Genomic DNA, 24,481 nt, shown 5'->3' with positions numbered 1-24,481 from the left:
TTGCTCCTTTATCTTTACTGTGCATATTTATGAAAGTCCAGATTGTTCTCAGCAAAGAGCTGCTGCAATTTAGCATGGCTTTTATCTGAGAAATAAGGCCTTATTAAAGCGTATAGATGCTGAATGATGTTATCACAGGCTTCCTGTGCCGATGCGCTGTAAGCAAGAATTGTAACATAAGTAATGCTGGTCTGAGACAAAGTCCAACAATTTTGTATCAGCATTTTTTTTGCAACAGGTTCGATCGGATCCATGATTCCGTTTTCTGTCCAGGCCTGCATAATCTTGTCGATTCGCTGCATCAGCTTGTCCGCTTGTTCCCTGTATAGTCGGCGCAGCTCCGGATCATTAACCAGCATGGCGGAAAGTTCCAGATAAAAGAATCGATAATCATATGTGATCCGTGAAAGCTGCAGAAAAAAATCCATCAAGCCTTCCTCACTGGTCTCAAGGTCAGCTTGGTTAAAAAGCTCTTCAATTTTTGGCGTCAGCATTTCCAGCCAAATGGTGCGGATCAGATGCTCTTTATTATCAAAATAATAGTAAAGGTTGCCCGGACTGATGTTCATTTCATGAGAAAGCTGAACGGTGCTCACATTCGTGGCGCCTTTTTCATTAAACATATCGATTGCTAGTTCCATTATTTTTTCTCTAGTTCCCCTACCCATTTTTATCTTACCTCCGTTTATGTTTTTATTCAATATAGACTTTCGGCAGGCGCTGTCCAAAGGCACAGACAATCTCATAATTGATCGTCCCAGTAGCATCGCCGATATCATCTGCTAGAATCGTGTTCTGCCCGTCAGAACCCATGATGATCACTTCATCCCCCAACTTTACATCCGGTACATCCGTCACATCGACCATGCACTGATCCATACAGATATTTCCGGCAATTGGGGCCAACATTCCATTGACAATGACCTTTCCTACCTGCGAATAAGGACGGGGAAGTCCATCGGCATAACCCAAGGCCAATGTGGCGATCAGGCTTTCCCGGGCAGCGGTAAAGGCTCTGCCGTAGCTTATGGTGGTACCTTCAGGCACCTTCTTCAAATGAATAATATTTGCCTTTACCGACATGGCCGGCTTAATGGAAAGCTGGCTTTTATCCACCTCTGCGCTGGGATAGCAGCCGTAAAGGATAATCCCAGGGCGTACCGCGTCATAGTATACAGAAGGCAATTCCATCACAGACGCACTGTTAGCAAAAGTACGCATAGGAACCTTCACTCCGGCGGCGGTCAGTTTGGCACAAAAATCATTATATCGCCGCTCCTGCTCTTTTGCATAGGTTTTATCCGAAGCATCAGCAGTGGCGAAGTGAGAAAAAATCCCCTTGATCTTAAAATGTTCCAGCGAATCGATCCTTTTAATATCCCCAATGGTGTCAGGATCTTGAGGAAGATAGCCAATTCTCCCCATACCGGTATCGATGGCCACCAGGCCTTCGACCGTTTTTCCTGCGTTTTTCGCAGCCTGTGATATAGCCTGTGCATTGGACGCACTGCACACAACCGGTGTGAGGTCATAAGTGATGAGGGTATCCGCGTACAAGTCGGGAGTCAGGCCCAGGATAATGATTTCCTCACCAGCCCCGCTTTCTCGAAGTTTGATCGCCTCCGAAAGGGCGGCCACAGCAAAGGTCTTAACCCCGTTTCTGCGAAGCACCTCTGCCGTTTGCACACTGCCGTGACCGTAGCCGTCCGCTTTGATCACACCGATAATATCCGCATGATTCCCCACTTTGGCTTTGATATTCTTAATATTGTAGTCCAGATTGGACAAATTAATCTCAACCCAGGCGGATCGGATCGCGTCTTTATACATCGTTCAGTCTCCTAAAAATTTGTAATAGGGCGGTCGCCAACCTTTGCTGTTAAAGCTGTATGAGCGATTTACGTTTGATGATGTCGTCCCTGCCAGGCCCATTGGAAACATAAGTAATCGGAAAACCGATTTCCTTTTCGATTTCGTTGACATAATTCTGGCATGCCTGAGGCAGCTGGTCGAATTCCCGTATCCCGCGAATGTCGCTCTTCCAGCCGGGCAGCTTTTTTAAAATCGGTTTTGCACGGTACAGATCAGTGGTGTGGGGAAACTCTTTTGTCACGTTTCCATCCACTTCATATCCGACGCAGATCGGAACTTCGTCCAAATATCCCAGCGGATCCAGTACAGTGAGGGCAATCTCTGTGGCGCCCTGCATTCTGCATCCGTAGCGGGTGGCTACTGCGTCAAACCAGCCCACTCTGCGGGGCCGGCCGGTGGTAGCGCCGTATTCGCCGCCGTCTCCGCCGCGCTTTCTCAGTTCATCAGCTTCTTCTCCAAAGAGTTCGCTGACAAAAGCGCCCGCGCCTACTGCACTGGAATAAGCTTTGACGACCGTCATTACTTCCTTGATTTCGTAAGGCGGGATTCCGGCGCCGATGGAGCCGTATCCTGCCAGGGTGGAAGATGAGGTAACCATAGGATAGATGCCGTGATCCGTATCCTTGAGGGCGCCCAGCTGGCCTTCCAGCAAGATCTTTTTTCCTTCCTTAATTGCGCCGTATAAATAGGAAGAAACATTGCATACATAGGGGCGAACCATTTCCCGATATTCCAAAAGGGTGTTAAAGAGCTCATCCACATCCAGCGCCGGTTTATGATATAAATGCTCCAGAATAATATTTTTCTGCTGGCAGATCCCGTCCAGCTTTTCCCGCAGATCTGCTTCATTCATAAACAGCTCATTGACCTGAAAGCCGATCTTTGCATATTTGTCAGAATAGCAGGGTGCGATTCCCGACTTGGTGGAACCGAAGGATTTGCCGCCCAGCCGCTCTTCTTCATACTGATCGAAGAGAATATGATAAGGCATCAAAATCTGTGCGCGATCGGAAACCAGCACTTTCGGCGCCGGAACGCCCCGATCTACGATTTCTTTGATTTCATTAAAAAGGTAAGGTATGTTCAGCGCCACGCCATTACCGAGAACACAGGTGGTATGGTCATAAAAGACGCCTGATGGAAGCATGTGGAGCGCAAATTTGCCGTAATCGTTGACGATTGTGTGGCCTGCGTTGCTTCCGCCCTGAAAACGGACAATAATATCCGATTCCTTTGCCAGCATATCCGTGATTTTCCCTTTTCCTTCATCGCCCCAATTGGCGCCAACTATTGCTTTTACCATTTAAAACTATCTCCTTTATCTGTTCTGAGGGCCGGGTCTGCAATTGATGCGGCCCGAGCTTTATCGAACGTTTGCGTTATACGTTGATTTCGGCAGAAATGCCGAGCAAATGCTTATTTTTTTCAAGTACCGGGTTGACCATCTGTTCCAGAAATTCGGAAGTCTGGGCAGGTGCGCAGCCTACAAAATTTTCCGGCTTCATAAGGCTCTGCAGCTGGTCTTTTGTCATGTTGAAGGCGGAGTCAGCAGCGATTCGATCCAGCAGATCGTTTTCTTTGCCTTCCTCCTTAACCACTTTGCCCGCGGCCATGGAATGGGTGCGAATTCGTTCGTGGAGCTCCTGGCGGTCGCCGCCGGCTTTGACAGCGTCCATGAGGATGTTTTCCGTAGCCATGAAAGGAAGCTCGCTCATCAGACGGGCTTCGATGACTTTTGGATAAACGACCAGTCCCGATGCCACATTGATGTACAGCTCCAGGATTCCGTCAACGGCCAGAAAGCCTTCCGACATGCTGAGCCGCTTGTTGGCCGAATCATCCAGTGTTCGTTCGAACCACTGGGTTGCAGCCGTCAGCGCCGGGTTCATAGCGTCGGACATAACGTAATTGGCCAGGGCCGCGATCCGTTCACTGCGCATAGGATTGCGCTTATAGGCCATGGCGGAAGAACCGATCTGATTCTTTTCAAAGGGTTCTTCGACTTCTTTCAAGTGCTGCAGGAGGCGGATATCATTGGAAAATTTATGGGCGCTCTGGGCGATTCCGCTGAGTACATTGAGAACGCGGCTGTCTACTTTTCTGGAATAGGTCTGCCCGGAAACCGGGTAGCAGCCTTCATAACCCATTTTTTCCGCGATCAGCTGATCCAGCTGCTTTACCTTTTCCCTGCTGCCGTCAAACAGCTCCAGGAAGCTGGCCTGGGTGCCGGTGGTTCCTTTGGAGCCCAAGAGGCGCAGCGTGCTTAGCAGGTATTCCACATCGGATAAATCCATAAGAAGGTCTTGAATCCATAGGGTTGCCCGTTTTCCTACCGTCGTTGGCTGAGCTGGCTGAAAATGGGTGAAACCCAGAGTTGGCAGCGATTTATAGTTATCTGCAAACTGTGAGAGCTTTGCGATGACATTGATCAGCTTTGTGCGGATCAGCTTGAGGCCTTCGGCCATGATGATCAGATCCGTATTGTCGCCCACATAGCAAGATGTTGCTCCCAGATGAATGATCCCCTTTGCCTTGGGACATTGAACACCGTAAGCATACACATGGGACATGACGTCGTGACGCACGATGGCTTCCCGCTGCCTGGCCTCATCGTAGTTGATATCATCGGCGTGGGCCTTAAGCTCATTTATTTGTTCCTGGGTGATATCGAGCCCCAGCTCTTTTTCAGCTTCGGCGAGGGCGATCCACAATTTTCTCCAGGTTCTGAATTTCATTTCCGGAGAGAAAAGATACTTCATTTCCTTGCTGGGATACCGTTCGGATAAAGGGCTGTTATAGTTTTTCATATATTAAAATCTCCTCCCTATTTTATTCGCTAAAACACCGAGTACAGTATAGCATTTTTAGCGTGTAAACACAAGAAAAACGGTACTTGACATAGAAAGGCCCGCTTTCTCTTTGCTGAAAAAGCGGGTCATTTGCTTTGCAAAAGACTTTCTTAAACTTTCAATGCCAGATCGCAGGCCGATTGTACGGCGCTGAGTACGGTGCCGATTTGCTGGCAGTCGCCCAGGGAGCGGATATCCTTCGTTGGAAAGGCTTGCTGCAGTTGTTGAAACACTTGAGTGCAGGGGTTGGAACCAATGGCAGAGACGATGGTATCAAACTCCAGGTCTGCGAGGTAAGTCTCAGTTTGGTCCAGCCTGCGGTCCCGAACGGTATATTCCAGGCGGAGCCGGTTATCTCTGATGGATAGAATCTTTGCCTCCGTATAGCTGCGGACGCCCAGACGTTTGAGATCCGCCAGCACCGGCCAGCCTGTCCCCGGCGCATAGCCGCCGCCGATCCGGGGGAGCGCCTCAATAATAGCGATATCCCGCCTAGTGGAGTTTGCCATCGAAGCGATTTTTTCCGGAGATTCCACTTTTTGAGCACTGTAGTAATAGAATTGGTCGGGGGAAATAGAACCTTCACGGGCCAGAAACTGTGCCGTTTCACAGCCCACTGAGCCGCCGCCGACGATGAGGACCCGCCGCCCTGCCATACGGCGGCCCAGCAGGATGTCCTGGGCAGAAACAAGGGCTTGCGGATCCAGGCCTTCTAAGTTCAGCGCCTTGGGGTGGCTGCCGCAGGCAACAATAATAGAATCTGCGTTCGTGGAAGAAATTGCTTCCTTTTCAACCGATTGTCCCAGCAGCACTTCGACGCCGGCCTGCTTGAGAGCAGCGGCATAGTAGGCGGGCAGGAAGCTGAATTCGTGTTTCCCGGGAGGAGCAGCCGCTGCTGTCAGCTGGCCGCCCAGGGAATCCGTCTTTTCCCAAAGCGCCACCTGATGTCCCAGCTGAGCGGCAGCGATGGCAAAGGTACATCCGGCCGGACCGCCGCCAATGACCAAGAGCTTTTTTTTGACAGACCTCCGGCTGGCTGTGAACGCCGATTCCCGCCCGGCGGTTCCGTTTACCAGACATTGGACCGGCTTGTTCTGAAAGATGTTGGCCAGACAGCCTTGATTACAGCCTACGCACCGGCGAATCAAAGATTCTTCGCCTGCTTTTGCTTTGGATGCCCACCGGGGGTCGGCCACAAGCGCCCGGCACAGCCCTACCATGTCGCAGGATTCCAGGGCGATTAGCTTTTCAGCAATGACCGGGTCATTGATGCGGTTGGCTGCGATGACCGGGATGGATACGGCGTCTTTTATTGCCTGGGAAAGATAAGCAAAACTACCTCTGGGGACATCGCCGGTGATCTGAGGAACTTTGGACTCATGCCAGCCGGCTGTTACGTGGATGGCGTCGATGCCTGCGTGTTCGGCCAGTTTGGCAAATCGCACCGCATCTTCAAGATTATTTCCGCCGGGAACCAGATCGTTTGCTGCCAGACGCAAGGTGAGGGGATAGTCCGGCCCCAATGCTTTTCTGAGCGCCGCGATCACTTCCAGCGGAAAGCGGCAGCGATTTTCAAAACTGCCTCCGTATTGGTCATTGCGCTGATTGGTAAGGGGGGACAGGAACTGGCAGAGAAGATAGCCGGCGGAGCAGAGAATTTCCACCAGATCAAATCCCGCCTCCCGCGCTCTCAGAGCTGCGGCAGCCCATTTTTCGATGAGCTGCTCCATATCCTGCAGGGTCATCTCCCGGGGAATTTCCCTGGTAAACCCGGACCGAACAGCAGAAGGCGCCATGGGATATGCTCCGTTGAGACAGTTCTCTTTTTTTGTATATGCCCCCGCATGGAATAGCTGAACGCCTACTTTCGCTCCCCGCTGGTGGCACCCGTCTGTGAATTCCCGGTATCCCGGGATGAATGAGTCATCTGACAGGCTCATCATACCGTAGACACAGCCGCTGTCGTCAAAGCGGCAGCCGCCAGTCATGATCAGGCCTATTTCATTTTCAGCCCGCTTCCAGTAATAGGATTTAAAGCGATCGGTAACATAGCCTTCATAGGTGGTGTAGATCATATGGGAAGGGGACTGGACGATGCGATTTTTCAGTGTCAGGGAATTTATGGTTATGGGTGAAAATAATTTTTCGTATTTCATATTCTTCTCCTTTATTTCTTTACGGCAGCCGGCATTGTTTATATAATAAAAGATAGATGAAAAAAAGGCTGTGCGCAAGTACGCACTTTTTTGTTCCTGCCTGCAACGAGCAGACATTGAAAAGAAAGGAGCAGGATGCAATGAAAAACGATCCTATGAGCAGACATTGTCCCATTGTGTACGCGATGGACCGGATCGGAGGCAAGTGGAAAATGCCTTTAATCTGGCTGATCCATCAGTATCCGGGAGTGCGTTACGGTCAGATACGCAAGGCCTACGCAGGGATTACCAATACGGTGCTGACCCGCGCCCTGCAGGAGCTGGAGCAGGATGGACTGATCCGGCGGGTGGATTTTGAGGAAGTGCCGCCTCGGGTGGAATACCATTTGACCGGTAAAGGGAAGGCCGCCGTGCCGGCTGTCCTGGCAATTACTGATTGGGGACGGGAGCAGATGGAAGCAGATGGAAAGCGGCCTCTGCTGGCAGTGATTGAAGAAGAAAAATAAAAGGAACTGTCCGGCGCATTTGCATTATGCCGGCAGTTCCTTTTTATGATGATGAATAAAGCTTGAAGCAAAATTGCTGTTTTTAGGAATCTTAAAACTGTTCCATGGCGGCTTTCGGGTTGGTATCTCCCAGAGAATGCTTTACCCGGTCTTTTTCCTCGGCCGTCTTGGCGTCATTCCAATGATCCATGGTTCCCACAAGATAACCGGTAATGCGCCGAATCCGTTCAAATGGTACGTGGGAAAACTTATAGTTTAAATCCGCATATTCGCCGTCAACCTGAATATCCAGGCTCTCTAATTTTCTCCCATACTTTTCCTCTAAATAATTCACATAAGCTTGTGCTTCTTTTGGATCAGCATTTCCTGTAACTGCTACGTTCACGTAAGCCCACCTCCTGAAATTGATAATTTATATATGCCCGCAATTGGGGTGATGAAACAACAAATCGAATTTATTATACACCCAAACACTACATTTTGTATAGAGGTTTCTCAAAAAAGTGCATATGTGGTGGATTAGAGAAATTACTTGAACAGTCGGAACAGCTCCAGCGTGCTGCTGATCTTGAGCTTTTTGTAAATGTTGACCAAATGCTTTTTTAAGGTATTGGGGCTGATGCATAGCTGGTCGGCGATGGCTTCCCGCTGAAAACCTTCCAGCAGCATAGAGGTAATTTCAGCTTCCCGCCGGGTAAGATGATACGTATCGATCAGTTTTTTGTTTCCTAGAAAATGTTTGCGCTGCACTGGCGCGGAAGCAGAGATGGAACGGAACAAAAGACAGTTGAGATGATCTCCCAAAAGCCCGAAGAGAAACAGATCTTTATCGGAAAAGTCTCCGTGTTTCCGATGGCGGAAAAGATTAATCACACCTAAAAAAGTCCCCTCGTGAATGATGGTAAGGAGCATGGAATAATGCAGCCCGGTAGGGGAAAAGAGCGCCCTGTAATAAGGGGTGGCCACCCGGATCTTGTCCTGGAGCAGATCGGTTTCCCGATAGGCTTTGCCGGAAGGGGCGGCAAAGGTCCACCTGGTATAGTCCAGCTCCTGATACTCTTCCAGATAAAGCTGGAGATCCTGATCGCTCACGTTGATTGCCACAGGGTCGGTCAGCTCATACGGCGTTTCTGATGAGGCCAGAAAAAAAGTCCCTGCGTCATAAGGAATCAGGAACTGAAGGGCTTCCAGAACAGAAAACCGCATCTCATCGAAATCGTCGATATTGTAGATTTTATGAATGATGGAATCAAACAGCATGATATCGTTTTTTTCTAACATAGCTCAGGCTCCCCGGATTGTGTAATAGTAGTGTTTGTAGGTATACCCTAGTCTGTACTTTTTCTGTTTATTGCTACTTCTTTCCTCAATATTTTAACCTGTTTTGAGTTATATGTAAATATAACAAACGCATATTTCGTTAATACCTTTATATTTTCTTTTCTTTCTATACTTTATTAAAGTAGCATCTGGATAAATGAACGGTGAGGAAAAACTTATGCAAAGAAACCAATTTCAAAAAAATTTAAGGAAGGCTCGTCAAGCTGCAGGCTTGTCCGGTACGAAAATGGCCCAGCTTTTAAATATTCCGGCTACAACCTACAGGGGCTACGAAAATTCCGGACGGCAGCCGGATTTTGAAACACTGCTTAAAATCTCCGATATTCTGGGAGTGCCGGCCGATACACTCATTCGGGATTCGTCACAAGGAAAGTCGAAGAATATCAGAAAAACCTTCTCGGCAAAGCTAAAATCAGCCAGAGAGAAAAAAGGCATTACCCAGCAGGCTCTGGCGGAACAGATTGGAATCAGCGCCAGTACTGTGGGGAAGTGGGAGACAGGCATCATTGAGCCGGATCTGACCGACTTGTTTTTTCTCAGCCACGCTTTAGATGTGAGCGTCGATACTCTTTTAGGCATTGATCGCAAAAGTGCCGATTCCATTCTGGATATCGTTCATATGCTCGATCGTCTGGATGAGCATCAGCTGCAGACCTTCCGTGATTTTCTGGAAACGTTGGTTCAGAAATGAGGACAGGGGATTTTGAGAAAAGAAAGCTCAGAACGGATAAATGGGTTATGCTTCATAATGCTACCTCCCTTGTGAGATTTTTTACAATGTTGGCAATGGAGCTGGCGGCAACGGCATTGCTTCCCAAGTGTCCCATGATGACAGAATACATGGTAAATCCCATGCCCCATACCAGATAATCGCCAAGCATGGGCAGGCTGTATCTCCAATAATCGCCTGACAAAATTCGATCGCCAGTAAAGCAGAACTTTCCATGAAGGCGTACATGGTTTTTCCGTAAAGACTCCCCATGGACCCAGGCCAGTTCGATCAATTTTGAAATAGAGGTGGCAAGGGCTGCACTGGAAATTCCCATTTTATGAGAAAAGAAGATGCCATAGATCAACGCAGCGTTCAAAAAAATATTGATTACCACAGCCGTAGAGCCAATGATCATGCTTTTCACGGCGTGCCCGGTATTCTTTAAAATGCAGAGATAGATTTGCGAGATGCCGGTAAACAGGTAAGATGCGGCCGCAATGCGAAGATAAAGAATGCCTCCGGCAATAAGCCGGGGTTCTGCCGTAAAAATCCGCATCAGCAATTGGGGAACAAAAAGTGAGGCCAAAAAGAAAACGGCGGAGATTAAAAACGACACTTTCGTAACATAGGCAAAGATTTTTTCAATCGAAAGCGTATCACCCTTCCCATAATACTGTGCCGCTAGAATACTTGTTCCCATGGTCAGGCCGCCCATAAAGAGATTAAAAACAAAGGTGATCTGCGTGGCCAGCGATACAGCCGAAAGTGACTCCTGGCTGACAAAACCAAGCATGAGCGCATCGGATGCGTTTACTGCTGCAAGCATAAACTGTTGAAAGGCGATGGGTAAAACCAGCGCAAACAGCTTACGGTAAAAACCGGAATTCTTTCCGGCCCTGATTTGTAACCAATGCTATCCGCAAATTCCAGACTTTTTCATTTTCTTCTGGATCCTTCCACCGATCAGTTTTCGGACGAGTACATTCATTTTAAAATAGAAGACGATTGCAACATCCGGGTATTGCTTGAAATGATGGTCATTGAATATGCAAACAAGCAAGAGGACACACAAGCCGTTTTGAAACCCCTGGTGCTGTCTTTTTTAATGCAGATTGCCCGGCAATATTCGGCGGCAAGCAATGAATTCCTTCCTGACCGGCTTTCCGATAAAATTATTCATTACATGAGCCAGCATTTTGATACGGTTACGCTTAAAGACATCGCTAACCGATTTTCTTATCACCCCAACTATATTTCCACCCTGCTGCATCGTGAGACCGGAAAATCCTTTTCCGAAATTCTGTTAGAGCAGCGGATGGAGCGGGCGGTCATTCTTTTAAGAGGGACCAATCTACCGATTGAAGAAATCTCACGGCTGCTGGGTTATAGTAACAGCAGCAACTTTTATAAAACCTTTAAAGCATATTACAATCAGTCTCCACGCGATTATGTGACGTCTGGAATGTAATAACTGCTCCGCCCATACTCCTAAATAATTAAAAACCTACTCCTTACGGACTTTTTTCCGTCCAAAAGGGCAAAAAAATGGTCAAAAGTAATAATTTTTAAATATTCTGACTTTTGATACTATTTATTTGCAGCGTCGCGGCTATGCATAACAGTTTTAGCTTTATACGAACAAACGGAGGAGGTGGAACCTATGGAGTATGGGATAATTTCCTGTATACCAATCCTTGTACTAATTGTTGGCGCACTAATCACGAAAAAAATGCCGGAGATGATTATCTTGTCATCCCTGGTGGGGGCAATATTGGTCTATAAACAAAACTTTTTCCCCAATTATCTGCAAATGATCTACTCGGCTATTTCCAATGAATCCTACCAATTCCTGCTGATGATTCTTCTGGGCTTCGGAGGAATGATCAGGCTCTTTGAGAAATCAGGAGCACTTCAGGGGTTTTCCAATATTATAGGCAAGTTCGCCAATACGCGGAAAAAATCCATGTTATTGACCTGGCTCATGGGCATCATCATGTTTGTGGATGATTACCTCAATGTTCTGGCCGTGTCTTTTGCTATGAAAGAAACGACCGACAGAAACCGGATTCCAAGAGAACATCTGGCTTACGGAGTAAACTCGATGGGCGCCTGCGTCTGCGTCTTGATTCCGTTTACCAGCTGGGCGGCGTTTGCTGTAGGCTGTATGGCAGACCAGGGCCTGGGCTTTGGCGACTATCTGCGGGCGATTCCCTTTATGTTTTTCCCATTGGTTGCTGTTGTGGTCTGCCTGCTGGTGGGACTGGGGATCATTCCCAAAGTGGGCCGGCTGAAAAAGGCTTACCAGCGGGTCGATGAGGGCGGTCCGCTCCTGGTGGAAGAAAAAGTGGGCGCTTCCATCGTCAATATGGGTGATGAAGACAATGGAGATGTAAAACCATCTTCGCCGCTGAACTTTTTTATTCCTATTATTGCCTTGATCGCAGGTATGTTTCTCTGTAATAATGATGTAGTAAGCGGAATTCTCATAGCGCTGGCGGTACAGCTGGTCCTGTATCTTGTACAGAAGATCATGACGCTGACAGAGTTTATGGATAATCTTTTCGCAGGTATCTCTTCAATGGCTCCGCTGGCAGTCGTCATTTGTTTCGCATATGTATTGAATATTGCCAACACGGAGATGGGGTTTGCCGAATACCTGATCGGCGGAATGCAGCGGATGATTCCGGAAAGCATGTATGCTCTGGTGCCGGCCTTTGTATTTATCATCGTTGGTCTGGTCGCCTTTGCAGCAGCCAGCTTCTGGGTGCTGATTCTGCTCACCATTCCCATTTTCGTTCCGCTCAGCACGACCATGGGGATCGACCCGGCGCTGGTCGTTGCGGCGATCATGTCCGGCGTGGCCTTTGGCAGCAAATTCTGTTTCTATTCCGATGCGGTATTTATGACATCAGCAGGGACGGGGATTTCCAACATGACCCAGATTAAGGTCGTGGCGCCGTATGTTTTGGGGTCAGCGGTTTTGGCAGTGATTTTCTTTGCTGCTGCGGGACTTATTATGACTTAGGAGGTTTGATATGAAAGCAGATTTAGTATTAAAGAGCAAGGCTATTTTTAATGGCCGTGATAAAAAGGTCTTTTCAGGAGCGGTGGCTATCCGGGGAAATCAAATTCTCTGCGCGGGGGAAGCGGCTGAGGAGCTGATCGGCGCGGATACGCGGGTTATTGACTGCGGTGACAAACTGGTCATGCCGGCGTTCGTCGATGCCCATACCCATTATTTTTCCGGGGCAATCTCGTCCAGCGACCATATGTGTACGGAAATCAGTCAGTCTCAGTCCGAGGAGGAATGCGCGGAGATGATACGCCAGTATGCTCTGGCGCATCCTGATGAAAAAAGAATTCGGGGAATGGGATGGTTCCCTGCCAATTGGCAGGATGCACCTCTGCCGACAAAGGCTTCTCTGGATGCGGCAGTTCCGGATCGGCCGGTGTATTTGCTGGCGGCAGACGCCCATACCTGCTGGCTCAATTCAAAGGCTCTTGCGGAAGCGGGCATCACGCCTGATATGAAGCCCAAAAGCGGTTCGGTGGGCGTGGATGAAGAGGGACGGATGACTGGCCTCCTCTTCGAGCCGGAGGCGTACAAGCCGGCTATGGATAAGATCATGGACATAGAACCGGAAATAATGAAAGAGATCAATCGGGATTTCATCGCCGGTCTCAACGCCTGCGGCATCACGTCTGCCAGCGAGATGATGGGAGATGACTATGATGCAGCTACTTACAAAAAATACGATTCCATCATGCGGCTGGAGGAAGATGATGAACTTACGCTGAGGCTCCATATATTCGGACGTATGGACGGGTATACGGATTTTACTAAGGCTTTGGACATGCAGAAAAGGTACGCGTCAGAAAAATTGCGGTTTTCCGGAGTCAAGGGTTTTATCGATGGGGTGACCTCCACTTTTACCGGATTGCTGCTGGAACCTTATGCGGACAAGCCGGAAACCTGCGGGATCGGTGTGCCCCTGGCTTCCTGGGAGGATAATAAGCGTTATGTGACGGCGGCCAACAGCTATGGCCTTCCGGTAAGACTGCACTGCATCGCCGACGGTTCGGTGCGCATGGCGCTGGATTTATTCCAGGCTTCCATAGAGAAGAACGGCAGACATGGACTGCGCAATACGGTAGAGCATATTGAGACCATCCATCCCGATGATATTCCTAGGTTCGCACAGCTGGATGTGATTCCATCCATGCAGCCTTATCACCTCACCTTGGATTTCAATGAAAAGATCCGCCGGGTGGGCGAAGAGCGGTGCCGTTGGGAATGGCCCCATAAGACGATTCTCAACCATGGCGGGCAGCTGGCCTTCGGCACCGATTATCCGGTGGTGGAATATAATCCATTCCCCAATATCTATTCCGCTGTTACCAGATGTGATGATGATGGCAATCCGACAGGGGTAAATCCTCAAGAGTGCATAGGGCTGGACGATACATTGATTGCCTATACCAGCGGCGCAGCCAGAGCATACAGTAGAGATGATATCGGAGTGCTGGAAGAAGGAAAGCTGGCGGACGTTATTGTGGTGGATCGCAATCTCTTTGCCATTGCCCCTATGGAAATAAAGGATGCGGCAGTGGAAATGACCATCATGGACGGCAAAATTGTTTTTGAAAGATGATTCTGAGGCCGGGAGGAAAGGAGGCGTATCTTTGAAGAAAAGTCGGATGACTTCTGAGAGCATCAGTACGGTTTTGACGGCGCTGATCTTTGTGATCGCAGGGGCTGTTCCCATCTTTACGGCCATGGGAGTTTCTGCGGGTTTGACGGCTGTAGAAATTACTTCTCTTCTCATGTGCGGAATGTTTGCCGGCGGAATTATGAGCGTGTATCTTTCCCGACGCTTTAAAATGCCTGTTTACGCGGTTCCGTCCATTACAGCGGTAGCTGTGGCGGGGCCGCTGCTCCAGGAGTTTTCTCTGGGGGAGATGGTGTTCGGCTATTTGGCTGCGGGCGCTGCCTTGTTTCTGATGGGCCGCCTGAAACTGATCGGAAAGATCATCCAGTATGTACCCATTCCCATTGTTTTGGCCATGGTTGCAGGGGTGTATATGAACTATGGGTTAAATTTGATAAACGGTGTGGGGGAACTGCCGCTGGCCGGCGGGTGTATTGTGGCAGCCTATTTCCTGATCAATCTGGTTTCTTCCAAGGTGCCGCCCCAAGCTGCAGCGTTGGTTATGGCCATTGCAGCTGCCTGCCTTATGAAAGGCGGCGGGGCCGGATCGCTGGAGCTGGGGTGGAGCCTGCCTGTTGGGATTGTTCCAGTTGTAAACCTCAACGTCCTTGTTTATGTCAGCCTGCCTTTGGTGATCATGGCGGTATCGGATCTGTTTAAGGGGTACGGTGTGCTGAAGGCTAACGGGTATGATCTGCCGCTGGACGAAGTCGTCGCTTTTTGCGGGATTGGTTCCATGATCGTTTCTTTTGGTTTGAGTCATACCATTTCTTTGGCCGGGCCTACCATAGCCATTTTGGCGGGTGAAAACGCGGGGAAAAAAGAGCATCGATATTTCGGATCGATGGTGCTCTGCGGGATAACCGCAGCAGTGGCGCTGTTGGCAAGCATTGTCACCGGTCTGGTATCGCTGCTGCCTGCTGCGATCATCGATATTGTCTGCGGTCTGGCGATGATCGGGCTTTTGACCAGTTCGCTGACTGCGGCTTTCGGTGAAAAACGGTTTGTGCTGGGGGCTTTGACCGCTTTTGTGGTCGGGCTGTCCCATCTTACGATCCTGGGGATCGGTGCGCCGGTGTGGGCTATTGTTTTTGGTATTTCAGTATCTTTTCTGACAGAAAGGAAGGATTTTCAGTTGGTGCGTGAGTAAGCACGTTTTGGGTGCCGGGCTTTTCAAGGGGCGTTGAAAGTCCGGCGCATTTGTGTTTTTGGGAGGATAGCAGTCAGGGTGAAGAAAGGGGGCGGGGGAGCCGCACTGTACTATGGCAGAATGCTCATCTTGGGTAAAAACAAAAAATATTTTTTAAAATTTTCTCTTTTTTCAACGGTTGCGGCCTCTCCAGTTCGGCTTGAAGCTGAAAATTCTGCTTTTTGCCGGGACCAGGCCCTGCAACGCAGCATTTTTGCGTAAAAACCATCAATTTTTATTAAAAATTACCGGACTATAGATGGAGCGGGTGCAAGGCCGGGCCGCGCTGATTTTCTCCTCAGCCAAAAAAATAATTGAAAAAACTTTGGAATCCAGTTATTATATAAAAAAGAAATCATTGCCGAAGTGCTATAAATTTTCTTGTTTTTGAGTTATAAACAAGAGCATTTATAGCACTTTTTTCTAATAGAGGGAGGTGTAAGATGCTTATTGGAGAGATTTTAAGTTCACTGATCATGATCTTTATACTGATCCTGCCGGGAATTTTTTTTCGTAAGAAAGAGCTGATCAGCGATCATCAAAGCGAAGCGGTATCGGCCATCGTGGTAAACCTGACCTGGCCGTGCATGGTTATCAACGCTATGCAGATGGAGTTTAGTTTTCAAATTTTGAAAGACAGCGGCTATATGATGGCTGTGGCGCTGATTGTGTTTGCCATATTGATCGCTGTAAGTTTTCCGCTGGCAAGATTGCTGCGTATGTCCAAAACAAAGCAGTATATGGCGGTGTTTATGCTGATTTTCGGGAATACAGGCTTTCTTGGAATCCCGGTTATCAAAGCGTTATATGGCACGGAAGCTGTATTTTTTGCTGCAATTCTGGAAATGATCAATGATGTGCTGATGTTTACCATTGGAATTGTGCTGATTCAGTTATCGGCGGGGGCTGATCTGAAGATTCGGGCCAAACAATTCCTGAATCCGGGGTTGATTGGAGTCATGATCGGCTTGGCGCTGTTCCTGCTCAACTGCCGTCTGCCCGAGCTTTTGGGCGGTTCCATTGAGATGATCGGAGCGGCGACGACACCTCTTACGATGTTTGCTATCGGCTATCAGCTGGGAGCCTTAAAAATTAAGGAAATTGTAGGAGATTGGCAGGTCTATGTAATCTCTTTTGTCAAACTGCTGATCGTTCCGGTAGTCACGCTTGTGATTGTAAAGCTTTGGGCCGGGGAATTCACTCTGTTGGAAAAGGTTTTGATTATCAGTTTTGCAATGCCGGTGGCTTCGGCATCGACGATTTTCAGCCAGCAATACAAAGGCGAGGTGGCGTTCGCCACTAAGACGGTGTTGCTGTCAACGGTCCTTTCGATCATAACGATTCCGATCTTTGCGATTATCATCGAATTGTAAAGTGAGGAGGCCTGCAATTCATGGCTGAAAAATGTTGAAATCCTCATGGGATATGTGGTATTATAGTAAAGCAGTCATTTGCATGCTCCCGTAGCTCAGGGGATAGAGCGTCGGTTTCCTAAACCGTGCGTCGGAGGTTCGAATCCTCTCGGGAGTGCCATGAATAAACGGCAGGGAAATAAACCCCTGTCGTTTTTCTGTTTCAAAAGGAACGATTCGGACCTCCGGCGCAAAGGGGGTGGGGAAGAGTATCTTCCCCATGAGAGCCAGTGGGATAAAAGTGATCAAGGCTGGCGGGCCACCGCTCCGGGGAATGACAGCGATTTCATCGCGGAAGCACCGAAAATTGGCCGCCCGCGATAATTTTTGGCGAATTTGGCGGTCAATTTGGCATAATGTGGAGCCAAATTATCCCCTAAACGAGTCTTTGTTGCCGGATAGCGATAAAAAATTATCGTGGAGCTTCACAGGAAAGCTGAATCGCGATGATTTCACCTATAGCCGAGGCCCGTAGCCGGGCCCCGGCAAGTCCAACAGGCTCGGCAAGCCCAACAATCCAAATAGCTCCAACAGGCCCTTCAGGAGCACGCCGCCAAAATTTCCCGCAAGGGAAAAAAGATATCCTCAATATACAGTTGTTTATTCGAATGCGCTGAACTATAATTGGGATATACGAAATAAATGCTCAGCGGTGCATGTTTGTAGAAATTTTTCTGCTGATGCTGAGAGAAATCGGATGGAGCTTTATGGAATGGACATTTTTACTTTTAACAATCCTGCTGGCGGCGTCCTCGGCAATGTGGGAGTATTTATGGGAAAAAGAGGGCGCTTTTGTTAAGTGGGATAACTGGCGGGCGCTGCAAATTGCCTTTTGTGTGGCTAGGGTAACATGGATTCTTGCGGGGGCTATTTTGGGACCATCCCTGCCCCTCTTTCTTTTGATTTTTGGAGCGCTTCATCTTGTCCCGATAAAATTGTTCAGGGAGCAACAGTACAAAGCAAAGCTTGGATACTTGATTCCTTTTCTACTTTTTTCTTCCATTCTTCTGACGCTAATCGGCGCAGCGGCTCTGATTGGAAATATTACGATTGACCAGATTTTTTACAGCCCCCATATTCGGATGGGCATTCTGCTGGCCGCCAATTGTCTTCTTTGCGTGATGCTCCTTTTCTGCCGACCGTTGCTGCAATCAAGGTTCATTGAATTGAAGCACGACCGCAAGCAGGATGATTTGTTTCTCTGTTTTTTGTGGTGCGGGGTTTTATACGTGCTTGCAGATTCCATATTTTGTATGATTAAGGTTGGCAATATCGTGGCGATCCTGCTGGCCGCTGGTAATCTGCTGCTTCTTTTGCTGATTTTTCTTATTATTAGGCAAAAATGGATCATTGCCAGGGAACGAAGAGTGGAAGAAGAATACGAGCGGCTGGCCGCAGAGCGGGCGCGGGAGCAGATAATGCGGATTGAGCTTGAGACTTCCTTAAAACAAGATGCAATGACTAGGTGCTTTTCGCGGCGTTATATTACCGAATATCTCCAAAAAATGCAAGGAAAGGAGACCTGCTCGATTGCGTTTATCGATTTAGACGGATTGAAAAAAATAAACGACGAAAAAGGACATCAAGTCGGAGACCAGTTGCTGATACGGTTTGCAGAAGAACTGAAATCACATTTGACACAAGGGGAACTGCTGGCCAGAATCGGCGGGGATGAATTTTTGCTGGTTTTCCCGAACACAACGCTGGAAACGGCTGAAGAAAGAATGAAAGCTTTGCGCAATGCGATTTCCCGACTGGAAGAGCCCATGTCTTTCAGTTATGGCGCTGCCTGTGGAGAGATGGAGGTTGATGACCTGATCCGAGTTGCGGATGAGGCTATGTATCGGGATAAAAAACGGCTGAAAAAAGGCGGTGATTTGAGATGAGCACATGGTTACTAACATTTTTTGCAGCAGGAGCCGCCTACTTTTATTTCAATTGGCAGTTTTTGGCCCTGGCTGATGAGTGCTTTGGGAAAAAAACCAGTGTGCTGCGTGCAATTGGTGTATTCGTCCTCAACTACGCGGTGTTTACAGGATGCAGCCTTTTACAACTCCATTTGATCGCCAACTGGTCCATTTTTTTCTGTTTCTTGATGGCTGAAATTCATATTATCTACAGGCAGTCCTGGATAGCTGACATCTATATGGCTTTAAACGGAGTTCTAAACGGGCTGGCAGTGAATATTATCCTTCGCTGTGCCTTTGCACTGTTTATGAATAAACCATTGATGCTGTTTGATAATCAGACGTTGATGTCAGAAAATCTCAAGCGCTATCCAGTGCTGCTGGGATTTATTCTGGCTGGCGTGATTTTCCATGCGATTCGAAAATCGGGGACGGGGTCCAAGATAAAACAGCTGGCAAAAGACCGATCCAGCTTGACATTTCTAGTACGGCTGACCCTGGTTTTATATGTCTATTTGATTCTGAATCTGCTCACTTATTATACCGATGGGAATGACTTGGTTTTCAAATTGTGGGGGATTAAATCAGCTTGTTTCGCCATACTAGGATTTTATTTGGCCTCCTCTTACAGCTTCAGGATGAGCCGGCTCAACTACTATGCAGACCTGAATCGGAAAGAACGGGAAGCGCTGCTCCAGGAAAAACAAGATGATGAAAAGCTGCGGATCATTGCATATACCGATCTGCTGACCGGTTGTTATAATCGGCAATACGCAGATGATATCCTGCAAGAACTCTGGGAAAAAGAAACGCCGTTTTGCGTCTGCTTTGTAGATTTAAACGGTTTAAAGGAGGTCAATGACCAATACGGCCACTTGGAAGGCGATCAATATTTGATTACTGTGGCGAAAACCGTAAAAAAATATATCCGCCAGCAAGACTTGTTCTTTCGCTATGGTGGCGATGAATTTCTGGTTCTTTTCATGGAAGCCAATGAAACCGTTCCCATGCAACGTATGTACAGTATTAATAAGGAACTGGTGGAATACGGAAAAAAACGAAATTCTCATGCGGAAATATCCATAAGCTGGGGTGTGGCCCATCGAGAAGAGGCTTCTGATATAGCGAAACTTTTGCAGATGGCAGATGAAAGGATGTACAGAAACAAACAAGAAATTTATAAAGGAAGAAAGAATTAAGACATAGAAAAACAGCAAACCCGCGGGTCTGCTGTTTTTCTATGTTATTGATGAAAGGGCAGTGCTTTTCAAAGGTAAGATATTCTATCGAAATGCAGTTCCCATTTCTGCAGTCTTAGGCTAAATCCTTACCGGTGCCTTTCTTTGTCAGGTCCGGGAAAGTTTCATCAAAGGATTTTTCCCCCTCGCTTACCATAACCACATCTCTTGCGGTTCCTCTCTTGACATTAATCCATCTTACCAGCATTGGAACAACTACGGCAGCAAGTGCAATTCCAAATACCAGCTGATCCTCGATAACCAGCATGACCAGAGCGATCACCTGTACACAGGCTCCTGCAAACGGCAGCCATTCCAGCCAGTCGCTTACTTTTGCTTTCAGACATACTCTGGGGTCGTAGCCTCTTGCCCGCAGACGCCTTCTCATGACCACCTGGGACAGGCAAATTCCGATCCAGGCCAGGGTTCCCGTAAAACCAGATATGGAAAGCAAGCTCCCGTATAAAGTCTCCAACGCTCCCGTAAGCTCTGAGATAAGGCCGAGGACAAGAACCACCCACATACATGCCAGGGTGAACCATACGCAGTTTCTTGGATTTCCATTCTTGGTCAGCTTGGTCAGGAACTTTGGTGCAAGGCCCTCACAAGCCAAACCATACATGGCGCGAACTGTTCCATAAAAGCCGGTGTTGGCACAGGAAAACGCAGCGACGAATACCACAGCTGACATGACCGTTCCAAAGAATCCCATGTCGTAGCGGTTCATGATGTCCGCAAATACCGGGTTTGAGTCATTTGCCAAATCCCAAGGATAAATAAGCAGTACCAAAATAATCGGAATAATATAAAGGCCAAGCAGCCTCCATGTTACACTTCTGCATGCCTTAGGAACAGAGCGCTCCGGATCCTGGGATTCGGCAGCGGCAAGACCTACGATCTCTGTGCCCTGGCAAGTTACGAGTACCAGTGTCATTTGCGTAAATACAATCAGCGCGCCCTTAGGGAACATAGATTCCGCAAAGCTGATGTCGCCGCCAAAGTTTATCTTTCCGCCGAGGAACTCATCGCTTCCCCAGAGACCGACCCAAATACCAAAGGCTAGAATAACAAATAAAATAATAATTATGACTTTCGTGATTGCGAGGCCTGATTCGATTTTTGCAAAAATATTGACTGCGCAGGAATTGATGACCGTGATTGCAGCCATAGCACCCACAGCTGTCGCTATATAGAAGGTTACGCTGGTGGAACCGGTCAGGTATTGAAGCACCGTGGCCATCGCCACTGCTTCCGAAGGGACATATGCAACCCAATTGCACCAGAAGGCCCAGCCCATACCAATGGACCACTGGGGACCAAGGAATTCCTTGGTATAAGATACAAAGGACCCTTTTCTAGGCAGGTTTACAAGCAGTTCTGCATAAGCTACCATAACTGCGTAGATGATAACGCCTACAATACCAAAACCAATGATGACTGCAGGACCCATAGTTTGAATGGTAAGCCCGAGTCCCAGGAAGTAGCAGGAGCCGATTACTCCGCCCAGGCCAATAAAGGTGACCTGCCAGCCTTTAATCCCGCGCTGAAGTTCCGGCGCGTCCTTTTCTGCGATGACTTTCTTCTCTTCTAACATTGATAAAACCCTCCTTTGTCATGTTGTTCCATCTAATAAAAAAGACCAATGCAAATTATCTTTGCATTGGCCTCAGACAGCGAACAGACTCGTTTTCTTCCCGAGCTTCCAATTAAAGGAATCACGACCACTGTACCGGAATGCTTCCTCTGACACTCTTGTTTAAGTTTATCAGAAGCTTCAGACATCCTGATCCATGGTGAATATTAATTTGTTTCTGTCCTTTTCTGCGTTGATCAGGACTTCCTTCAGCCGAACTTGCTGTCCCAGGACCGATTGGATCAGCTGACAGATATCCGCTTCCTTCACAGAGTAGAACAATTCTCTGATGTGTTTAATTATAGCAATATTCTGATAATTGTCAAGGAGGTTTTTTTCGAATATTGTTAAAACTTCGGATGCGAGGATTTCAATGGACCCGTTATGGATAAAAACATCAATGTCTCTGGGACCTTTTCCGGTGGTGGATTTGATAAATGCGGCAAACTGTTTTTTGATCTCGCCTTCCAGCTGCCGTTTGTTTTCCGTAAGAGCAACGCCGGCGGCTTGCCGCCTGGTGTGGAGCTCTTGCGCCAGTTCGGTCAGAGCCTGGAGCAGGTCGGACAGATTGACCGGCTTGAGCAGATATTTATCGATGCCCGCATCCACGGCGCTGAGCACTGTATCCACATCATTTACTGCGGAAATAACGATGACCGACGGCTTTCCTGTTTTTAAATCCCGAATTCGCCGGATCATTTCAATACCGTCCATTTCCGGCATATAAAGATCCGCCAAAATAATATCCGGCAAAAAATCCCGATACAGTTCCAGACCCTGCTTCCCATTTTCGGCGATCATAACCTTGCCCGCCCGGCGCTTGAGGACATCTTGAAGCTCTTCCCGGGCCTGCTCATCGTCTTCCACGTATAAAATTTTTATGTTTTTCAATAGTTGGACCGTATCCATTATTCTTAATCACACTCCTCATGTATCAGCGGTATTTTGACATGGCAGCAGACTCCCGTGGGTACGTTTTCCAGAAGAAGCCGCCCTTCCATGCGCTGCTCAATTATTTGCTTTGAGATATAAAGTCCAAGGCCAGATCCGCCCGCATGCTCTTTGGTAGTAAAATACGGTTCAAAGAGACGGTCTGCATGCTCCGGGCGGATCTGGCCGCCGTTATTGGTGATGGAAATATCTAAAAATTCTTCCTCCGTAGTGACGCGGATGGCAATTGTTCGCTCGTGAGGGGACGATTCGACAATCGCGTCACGGGCGTTGTTGAGAATGTTAAAGATGACATGGGTAAGTTCATTGGGATAGCCGAATCCACTTGCTGCTCCCTCATAATCAGAGGTGACGGTGATCCGGTGATAGCTGATGCTTTCCTCCATGAGGGATAAGGCGCTTTTGACACAATCCCGGACATCAAATGAAATTTTTTCCTTTGATGGTTTGAGAAAATCGGAAAAATCGGTTATAGTTTCGGACATGTTTTCTACGATTTTTTCCACTTTAGAGACGCTTTTCTGCAGGCGCTTTTCGTCCAGATCGCCGAAGCGGTAGCTGTCGAGGAGATTGGCCAGAATCAGGTTAATGGTATTGAGCGGCTGCTTCCACTGGTGGGTAATATTACCCATCATTTCACCGGTCTTTGCCTGCCGGGACTGGTAGATGAGCATAATATCTTTTTCCTGGTTTTCTGCTTCCAAGGAGTGTTGACGTTTGATGAAAGGCAGAGAAAATACAATTAGAAACGCGATCAGAACAATGGCCAGGATAACGCCGAGTACGATTAGAACAATCGTCAAAGATCGGATGGGCGCGAACGCTTCGGCCTTAGGCTGTATAACCATAAAAATCCATCCGTTATCCAGGCGTGAAAATCCCAGTATGTTTTCAACGCGGTCCTGCGTATAGGCAATCGTGCCGGAACGCTCCTTTGCCGCAGCTCCCAATTTTTTTCGCAGTGACGTGGAGATCTCTTCTTGGTTATCTTTACCATCGACCGACGGATGTACTACAACCTGAAAATTTTCATCCAAAAGGACGGAATAGCCGCTGTCATAAAGTTTCATGCCGCTGATGACGTTTACTGTGTCATCTGCAGAAATATCGGCCCCGGCGACGCCGATGAAGAGTCCGTCTGTGTAAATCGCACGGGAATAAGAGAACACTTCCTGCCTGATATCCTTATCGAAATAAGGGCCGGTCCAAGTCCCCGCATCTTGATTCTGAGGTTCAAAAAAATAGGCCATATCCTCTTGGTACGGAAGGGTAAAGTCCCGCTTATTATTTTTGAAGTCAGCCGAAATCTCCTTGATTTTTCCGCCCATGATGGCATACCATACTTCATCATTATCTAAAGTAAGTCGGGGGTTAAAGGTTACATAAAGGCTATGAGCCGTTTCTGTTGTTGATAAAGTTTTGCGGATCATACCGGAGAGCTGTTTTTTATATTTTCCCAAATATCCCCGCGGATCCGCCTTGAATTGATTCCGATCAAAGGTGGTGCTTACATAGGCGGACAGCGAATCGGTAAGTCCCTCCATATGGTTAAAGCTGGCGCTGAAATCGTGTGCATAATTCTCCGCAGTACTGACAATTTTGCCCTGAATCTCTGCAGTCAAATAATCCGTGCTTCGTACCAGGACAATGGAGCCGATGATAAAAGCAACGGTCATAGAAAAGACGGTTATGATGCAGATAATTTTTAATACGGGTTTACTCATGCCACTATTATAACATAGCACTTAAAAAAATTCCCGATCCGCGCTCATTTTGCCCATGAAAAAAGCAGCACAGAACGTCTGCACTGCTGTGTTTTTTAATCAGGCCCACCGCCCGGGTCTGCGAACGATCAGGGTCACCTTTTCACCGGTCATCTTTTCGATCTGCTTTTCCGCTTCCGCTACCATATGATCGATGACCAGAGAGGAGTTGGCCCGGTTGTCATTTTTGAATCTGTTTAAATTCATATTCTTCACCTCAAGGTTAGGGTATCCGAAAGTTTA

The 24,481-nt window shown here is 47.9% G+C and carries 22 protein-coding genes and 1 tRNA gene; 11 read left to right on the top strand and 12 right to left on the bottom strand.

Features of this window, described 5'->3' with window-relative positions; translation table 11 throughout:
* Positions 1–14: 14 nt before the first annotated feature.
* The 5 genes from NIA71_RS12895 to NIA71_RS12875 form a co-directional block, all read right to left on the bottom strand.
* Positions 15–641 (bottom strand): TetR/AcrR family transcriptional regulator, encoded by a 627-nt coding sequence (locus tag NIA71_RS12895; RefSeq protein WP_253020597.1) that lies wholly within the window; start codon positions 639–641, stop codon positions 15–17.
* Between the two features lie 52 nt (positions 642–693).
* Positions 694–1,830, bottom strand: coding sequence for an alanine racemase (gene alr, locus NIA71_RS12890; RefSeq protein WP_148398762.1), 1,137 nt, complete (start codon positions 1,828–1,830; stop codon positions 694–696).
* Positions 1,831–1,879: 49 nt separating this feature from the next.
* The gene (locus tag NIA71_RS12885) at positions 1,880–3,175 is read right to left on the bottom strand and encodes an adenylosuccinate synthase (protein ID WP_148398760.1); all 1,296 of its coding nucleotides are present in this window, start codon (positions 3,173–3,175) and stop codon (positions 1,880–1,882) included.
* 76 nt (positions 3,176–3,251) lie between these two features.
* Positions 3,252–4,679 (bottom strand): adenylosuccinate lyase, encoded by a 1,428-nt coding sequence (purB, locus tag NIA71_RS12880; RefSeq protein ID WP_253020596.1) that lies wholly within the window; start codon positions 4,677–4,679, stop codon positions 3,252–3,254.
* 152 nt (positions 4,680–4,831) lie between these two features.
* Complete coding sequence (locus tag NIA71_RS12875; RefSeq protein ID WP_253020595.1) at positions 4,832–6,877, bottom strand: FAD-dependent oxidoreductase; 2,046 nt, start codon at positions 6,875–6,877, stop codon at positions 4,832–4,834.
* Between the two features lie 140 nt (positions 6,878–7,017).
* Between NIA71_RS12875 and NIA71_RS12870 the strand changes: the two genes are divergently transcribed.
* On the top strand, positions 7,018–7,383 hold the full coding sequence (locus tag NIA71_RS12870; RefSeq protein ID WP_253020594.1) for a winged helix-turn-helix transcriptional regulator: 366 nt from the start codon (positions 7,018–7,020) through the stop codon (positions 7,381–7,383).
* A gap of 91 nt (positions 7,384–7,474) precedes the next feature.
* Here NIA71_RS12870 and nrdD read toward each other — a convergent pair whose 3' ends face one another.
* Together nrdD and NIA71_RS12860 are read right to left on the bottom strand one after the other, a co-directional pair.
* Positions 7,475–7,768, bottom strand: coding sequence for an anaerobic ribonucleoside-triphosphate reductase (gene nrdD / locus NIA71_RS12865; RefSeq protein WP_148398754.1), 294 nt, complete (start codon positions 7,766–7,768; stop codon positions 7,475–7,477).
* 143 nt (positions 7,769–7,911) lie between these two features.
* Entirely contained in the window at positions 7,912–8,664 is a 753-nt protein-coding gene (locus tag NIA71_RS12860; RefSeq protein ID WP_253020593.1) for a LuxR C-terminal-related transcriptional regulator, read from the bottom strand.
* 217 nt (positions 8,665–8,881) lie between these two features.
* On the opposite strand from NIA71_RS12860, the gene NIA71_RS12855 reads away from it, so the two are divergent.
* Complete coding sequence (locus NIA71_RS12855; protein WP_253020592.1) at positions 8,882–9,415, top strand: helix-turn-helix domain-containing protein; 534 nt, start codon at positions 8,882–8,884, stop codon at positions 9,413–9,415.
* Positions 9,416–9,467: 52 nt separating this feature from the next.
* On the opposite strand, the gene NIA71_RS12850 is transcribed toward NIA71_RS12855, so the two are convergent.
* Positions 9,468–10,280, bottom strand: coding sequence for an MATE family efflux transporter (locus NIA71_RS12850; protein WP_269478384.1), 813 nt, complete (start codon positions 10,278–10,280; stop codon positions 9,468–9,470).
* A gap of 186 nt (positions 10,281–10,466) precedes the next feature.
* On the opposite strand from NIA71_RS12850, the gene NIA71_RS12845 reads away from it, so the two are divergent.
* From NIA71_RS12845 to NIA71_RS12805, 9 genes are all read left to right on the top strand, one after another.
* The gene (locus tag NIA71_RS12845) at positions 10,467–10,904 is read left to right on the top strand and encodes a helix-turn-helix transcriptional regulator (RefSeq protein ID WP_253020590.1); all 438 of its coding nucleotides are present in this window, start codon (positions 10,467–10,469) and stop codon (positions 10,902–10,904) included.
* Positions 10,905–11,096: 192 nt separating this feature from the next.
* The gene (locus tag NIA71_RS12840; RefSeq protein ID WP_253020589.1) at positions 11,097–12,461 is read left to right on the top strand and encodes a Na+/H+ antiporter NhaC family protein; all 1,365 of its coding nucleotides are present in this window, start codon (positions 11,097–11,099) and stop codon (positions 12,459–12,461) included.
* A gap of 10 nt (positions 12,462–12,471) precedes the next feature.
* Positions 12,472–14,088, top strand: a complete 1,617-nt coding sequence (locus NIA71_RS12835; RefSeq protein WP_253020588.1) for an amidohydrolase — start codon at positions 12,472–12,474, stop codon at positions 14,086–14,088.
* A 31-nt stretch (positions 14,089–14,119) separates the two neighbouring features.
* Positions 14,120–15,295 carry a benzoate/H(+) symporter BenE family transporter gene (locus NIA71_RS12830; RefSeq protein ID WP_253020587.1) on the top strand — a complete coding sequence of 392 codons (1,176 nt, stop codon included), beginning with the start codon at positions 14,120–14,122 and terminating at the stop codon, positions 15,293–15,295.
* Positions 15,296–15,373: 78 nt separating this feature from the next.
* Positions 15,374–15,556 carry a hypothetical protein gene (locus NIA71_RS12825; protein ID WP_253020586.1) on the top strand — a complete coding sequence of 61 codons (183 nt, stop codon included), beginning with the start codon at positions 15,374–15,376 and terminating at the stop codon, positions 15,554–15,556.
* Positions 15,557–15,777: 221 nt separating this feature from the next.
* On the top strand, positions 15,778–16,707 hold the full coding sequence (locus NIA71_RS12820) for an AEC family transporter (RefSeq protein ID WP_148398740.1): 930 nt from the start codon (positions 15,778–15,780) through the stop codon (positions 16,705–16,707).
* A gap of 84 nt (positions 16,708–16,791) precedes the next feature.
* A tRNA-Arg gene (locus tag NIA71_RS12815) sits at positions 16,792–16,867 on the top strand.
* A 586-nt stretch (positions 16,868–17,453) separates the two neighbouring features.
* Positions 17,454–18,632, top strand: a complete 1,179-nt coding sequence (locus NIA71_RS12810) for a sensor domain-containing diguanylate cyclase (RefSeq protein ID WP_253020585.1) — start codon at positions 17,454–17,456, stop codon at positions 18,630–18,632.
* A complete protein-coding gene (locus tag NIA71_RS12805; RefSeq protein ID WP_253020584.1) occupies positions 18,629–19,852 on the top strand; it encodes a GGDEF domain-containing protein in 1,224 nt (407 codons plus the stop codon). The genes NIA71_RS12810 and NIA71_RS12805 overlap by 4 nt, the downstream gene beginning before the upstream one ends.
* A 115-nt stretch (positions 19,853–19,967) precedes the next feature.
* Here the strand turns inward: NIA71_RS12805 and NIA71_RS12800 are convergent, their stop codons facing one another.
* The 4 genes from NIA71_RS12800 to NIA71_RS12785 form a co-directional block, all read right to left on the bottom strand.
* The gene (locus NIA71_RS12800) at positions 19,968–21,485 is read right to left on the bottom strand and encodes an amino acid permease (protein WP_148397954.1); all 1,518 of its coding nucleotides are present in this window, start codon (positions 21,483–21,485) and stop codon (positions 19,968–19,970) included.
* A 180-nt stretch (positions 21,486–21,665) separates the two neighbouring features.
* Positions 21,666–22,433, bottom strand: a complete 768-nt coding sequence (locus NIA71_RS12795) for a Na-translocating system protein MpsC family protein (RefSeq protein WP_148397953.1) — start codon at positions 22,431–22,433, stop codon at positions 21,666–21,668.
* A gap of 5 nt (positions 22,434–22,438) precedes the next feature.
* Positions 22,439–24,199, bottom strand: coding sequence for an ATP-binding protein (locus tag NIA71_RS12790; protein WP_253020583.1), 1,761 nt, complete (start codon positions 24,197–24,199; stop codon positions 22,439–22,441).
* Positions 24,200–24,298: 99 nt separating this feature from the next.
* On the bottom strand, positions 24,299–24,445 hold the full coding sequence (locus NIA71_RS12785; protein WP_253020582.1) for a hypothetical protein: 147 nt from the start codon (positions 24,443–24,445) through the stop codon (positions 24,299–24,301).
* Between the last annotated feature and the right edge of the window lie 36 nt (positions 24,446–24,481).

It is taken from the genome of Ihubacter massiliensis (assembly GCF_024125305.1).
Taxonomy (GTDB): Bacteria; Bacillota; Clostridia; order Peptostreptococcales; family Anaerovoracaceae; genus Hominibacterium; species Hominibacterium faecale.
Note: the sequence above shows the minus strand (reverse complement) of the source record. Positions and strands in the feature narration are given on the sequence as shown.

Excerpts from the sequence above, each read along its gene's own strand:
- NIA71_RS12895 (WP_253020597.1), bottom strand. The coding sequence starts at position 641 with ATGGAACTAGCAATCGATATGTTTAATGAAAAAGGCGCCACGAATGTG.
- alr (WP_148398762.1), bottom strand. The coding sequence starts at position 1,830 with ATGTATAAAGACGCGATCCGATCCGCCTGGGTTGAGATTAATTTGTCC.
- NIA71_RS12885 (WP_148398760.1), bottom strand. The coding sequence starts at position 3,175 with ATGGTAAAAGCAATAGTTGGCGCCAATTGGGGCGATGAAGGAAAAGGG.
- purB (WP_253020596.1), bottom strand. The coding sequence starts at position 4,679 with ATGAAAAACTATAACAGCCCTTTATCCGAACGGTATCCCAGCAAGGAA.
- NIA71_RS12875 (WP_253020595.1), bottom strand. The coding sequence starts at position 6,877 with ATGAAATACGAAAAATTATTTTCACCCATAACCATAAATTCCCTGACA.
- NIA71_RS12870 (WP_253020594.1), top strand. The coding sequence starts at position 7,018 with ATGAAAAACGATCCTATGAGCAGACATTGTCCCATTGTGTACGCGATG.
- NIA71_RS12860 (WP_253020593.1), bottom strand. The coding sequence starts at position 8,664 with ATGTTAGAAAAAAACGATATCATGCTGTTTGATTCCATCATTCATAAA.
- NIA71_RS12855 (WP_253020592.1), top strand. The coding sequence starts at position 8,882 with ATGCAAAGAAACCAATTTCAAAAAAATTTAAGGAAGGCTCGTCAAGCT.
- NIA71_RS12845 (WP_253020590.1), top strand. The coding sequence starts at position 10,467 with ATGATGGTCATTGAATATGCAAACAAGCAAGAGGACACACAAGCCGTT.
- NIA71_RS12840 (WP_253020589.1), top strand. The coding sequence starts at position 11,097 with ATGGAGTATGGGATAATTTCCTGTATACCAATCCTTGTACTAATTGTT.
- NIA71_RS12835 (WP_253020588.1), top strand. The coding sequence starts at position 12,472 with ATGAAAGCAGATTTAGTATTAAAGAGCAAGGCTATTTTTAATGGCCGT.
- NIA71_RS12820 (WP_148398740.1), top strand. The coding sequence starts at position 15,778 with ATGCTTATTGGAGAGATTTTAAGTTCACTGATCATGATCTTTATACTG.
- NIA71_RS12810 (WP_253020585.1), top strand. The coding sequence starts at position 17,454 with ATGGAATGGACATTTTTACTTTTAACAATCCTGCTGGCGGCGTCCTCG.
- NIA71_RS12805 (WP_253020584.1), top strand. The coding sequence starts at position 18,629 with ATGAGCACATGGTTACTAACATTTTTTGCAGCAGGAGCCGCCTACTTT.
- NIA71_RS12800 (WP_148397954.1), bottom strand. The coding sequence starts at position 21,485 with ATGTTAGAAGAGAAGAAAGTCATCGCAGAAAAGGACGCGCCGGAACTT.
- NIA71_RS12795 (WP_148397953.1), bottom strand. The coding sequence starts at position 22,433 with ATGGATACGGTCCAACTATTGAAAAACATAAAAATTTTATACGTGGAA.
- NIA71_RS12790 (WP_253020583.1), bottom strand. The coding sequence starts at position 24,199 with ATGAGTAAACCCGTATTAAAAATTATCTGCATCATAACCGTCTTTTCT.
- NIA71_RS12785 (WP_253020582.1), bottom strand. The coding sequence starts at position 24,445 with ATGAATTTAAACAGATTCAAAAATGACAACCGGGCCAACTCCTCTCTG.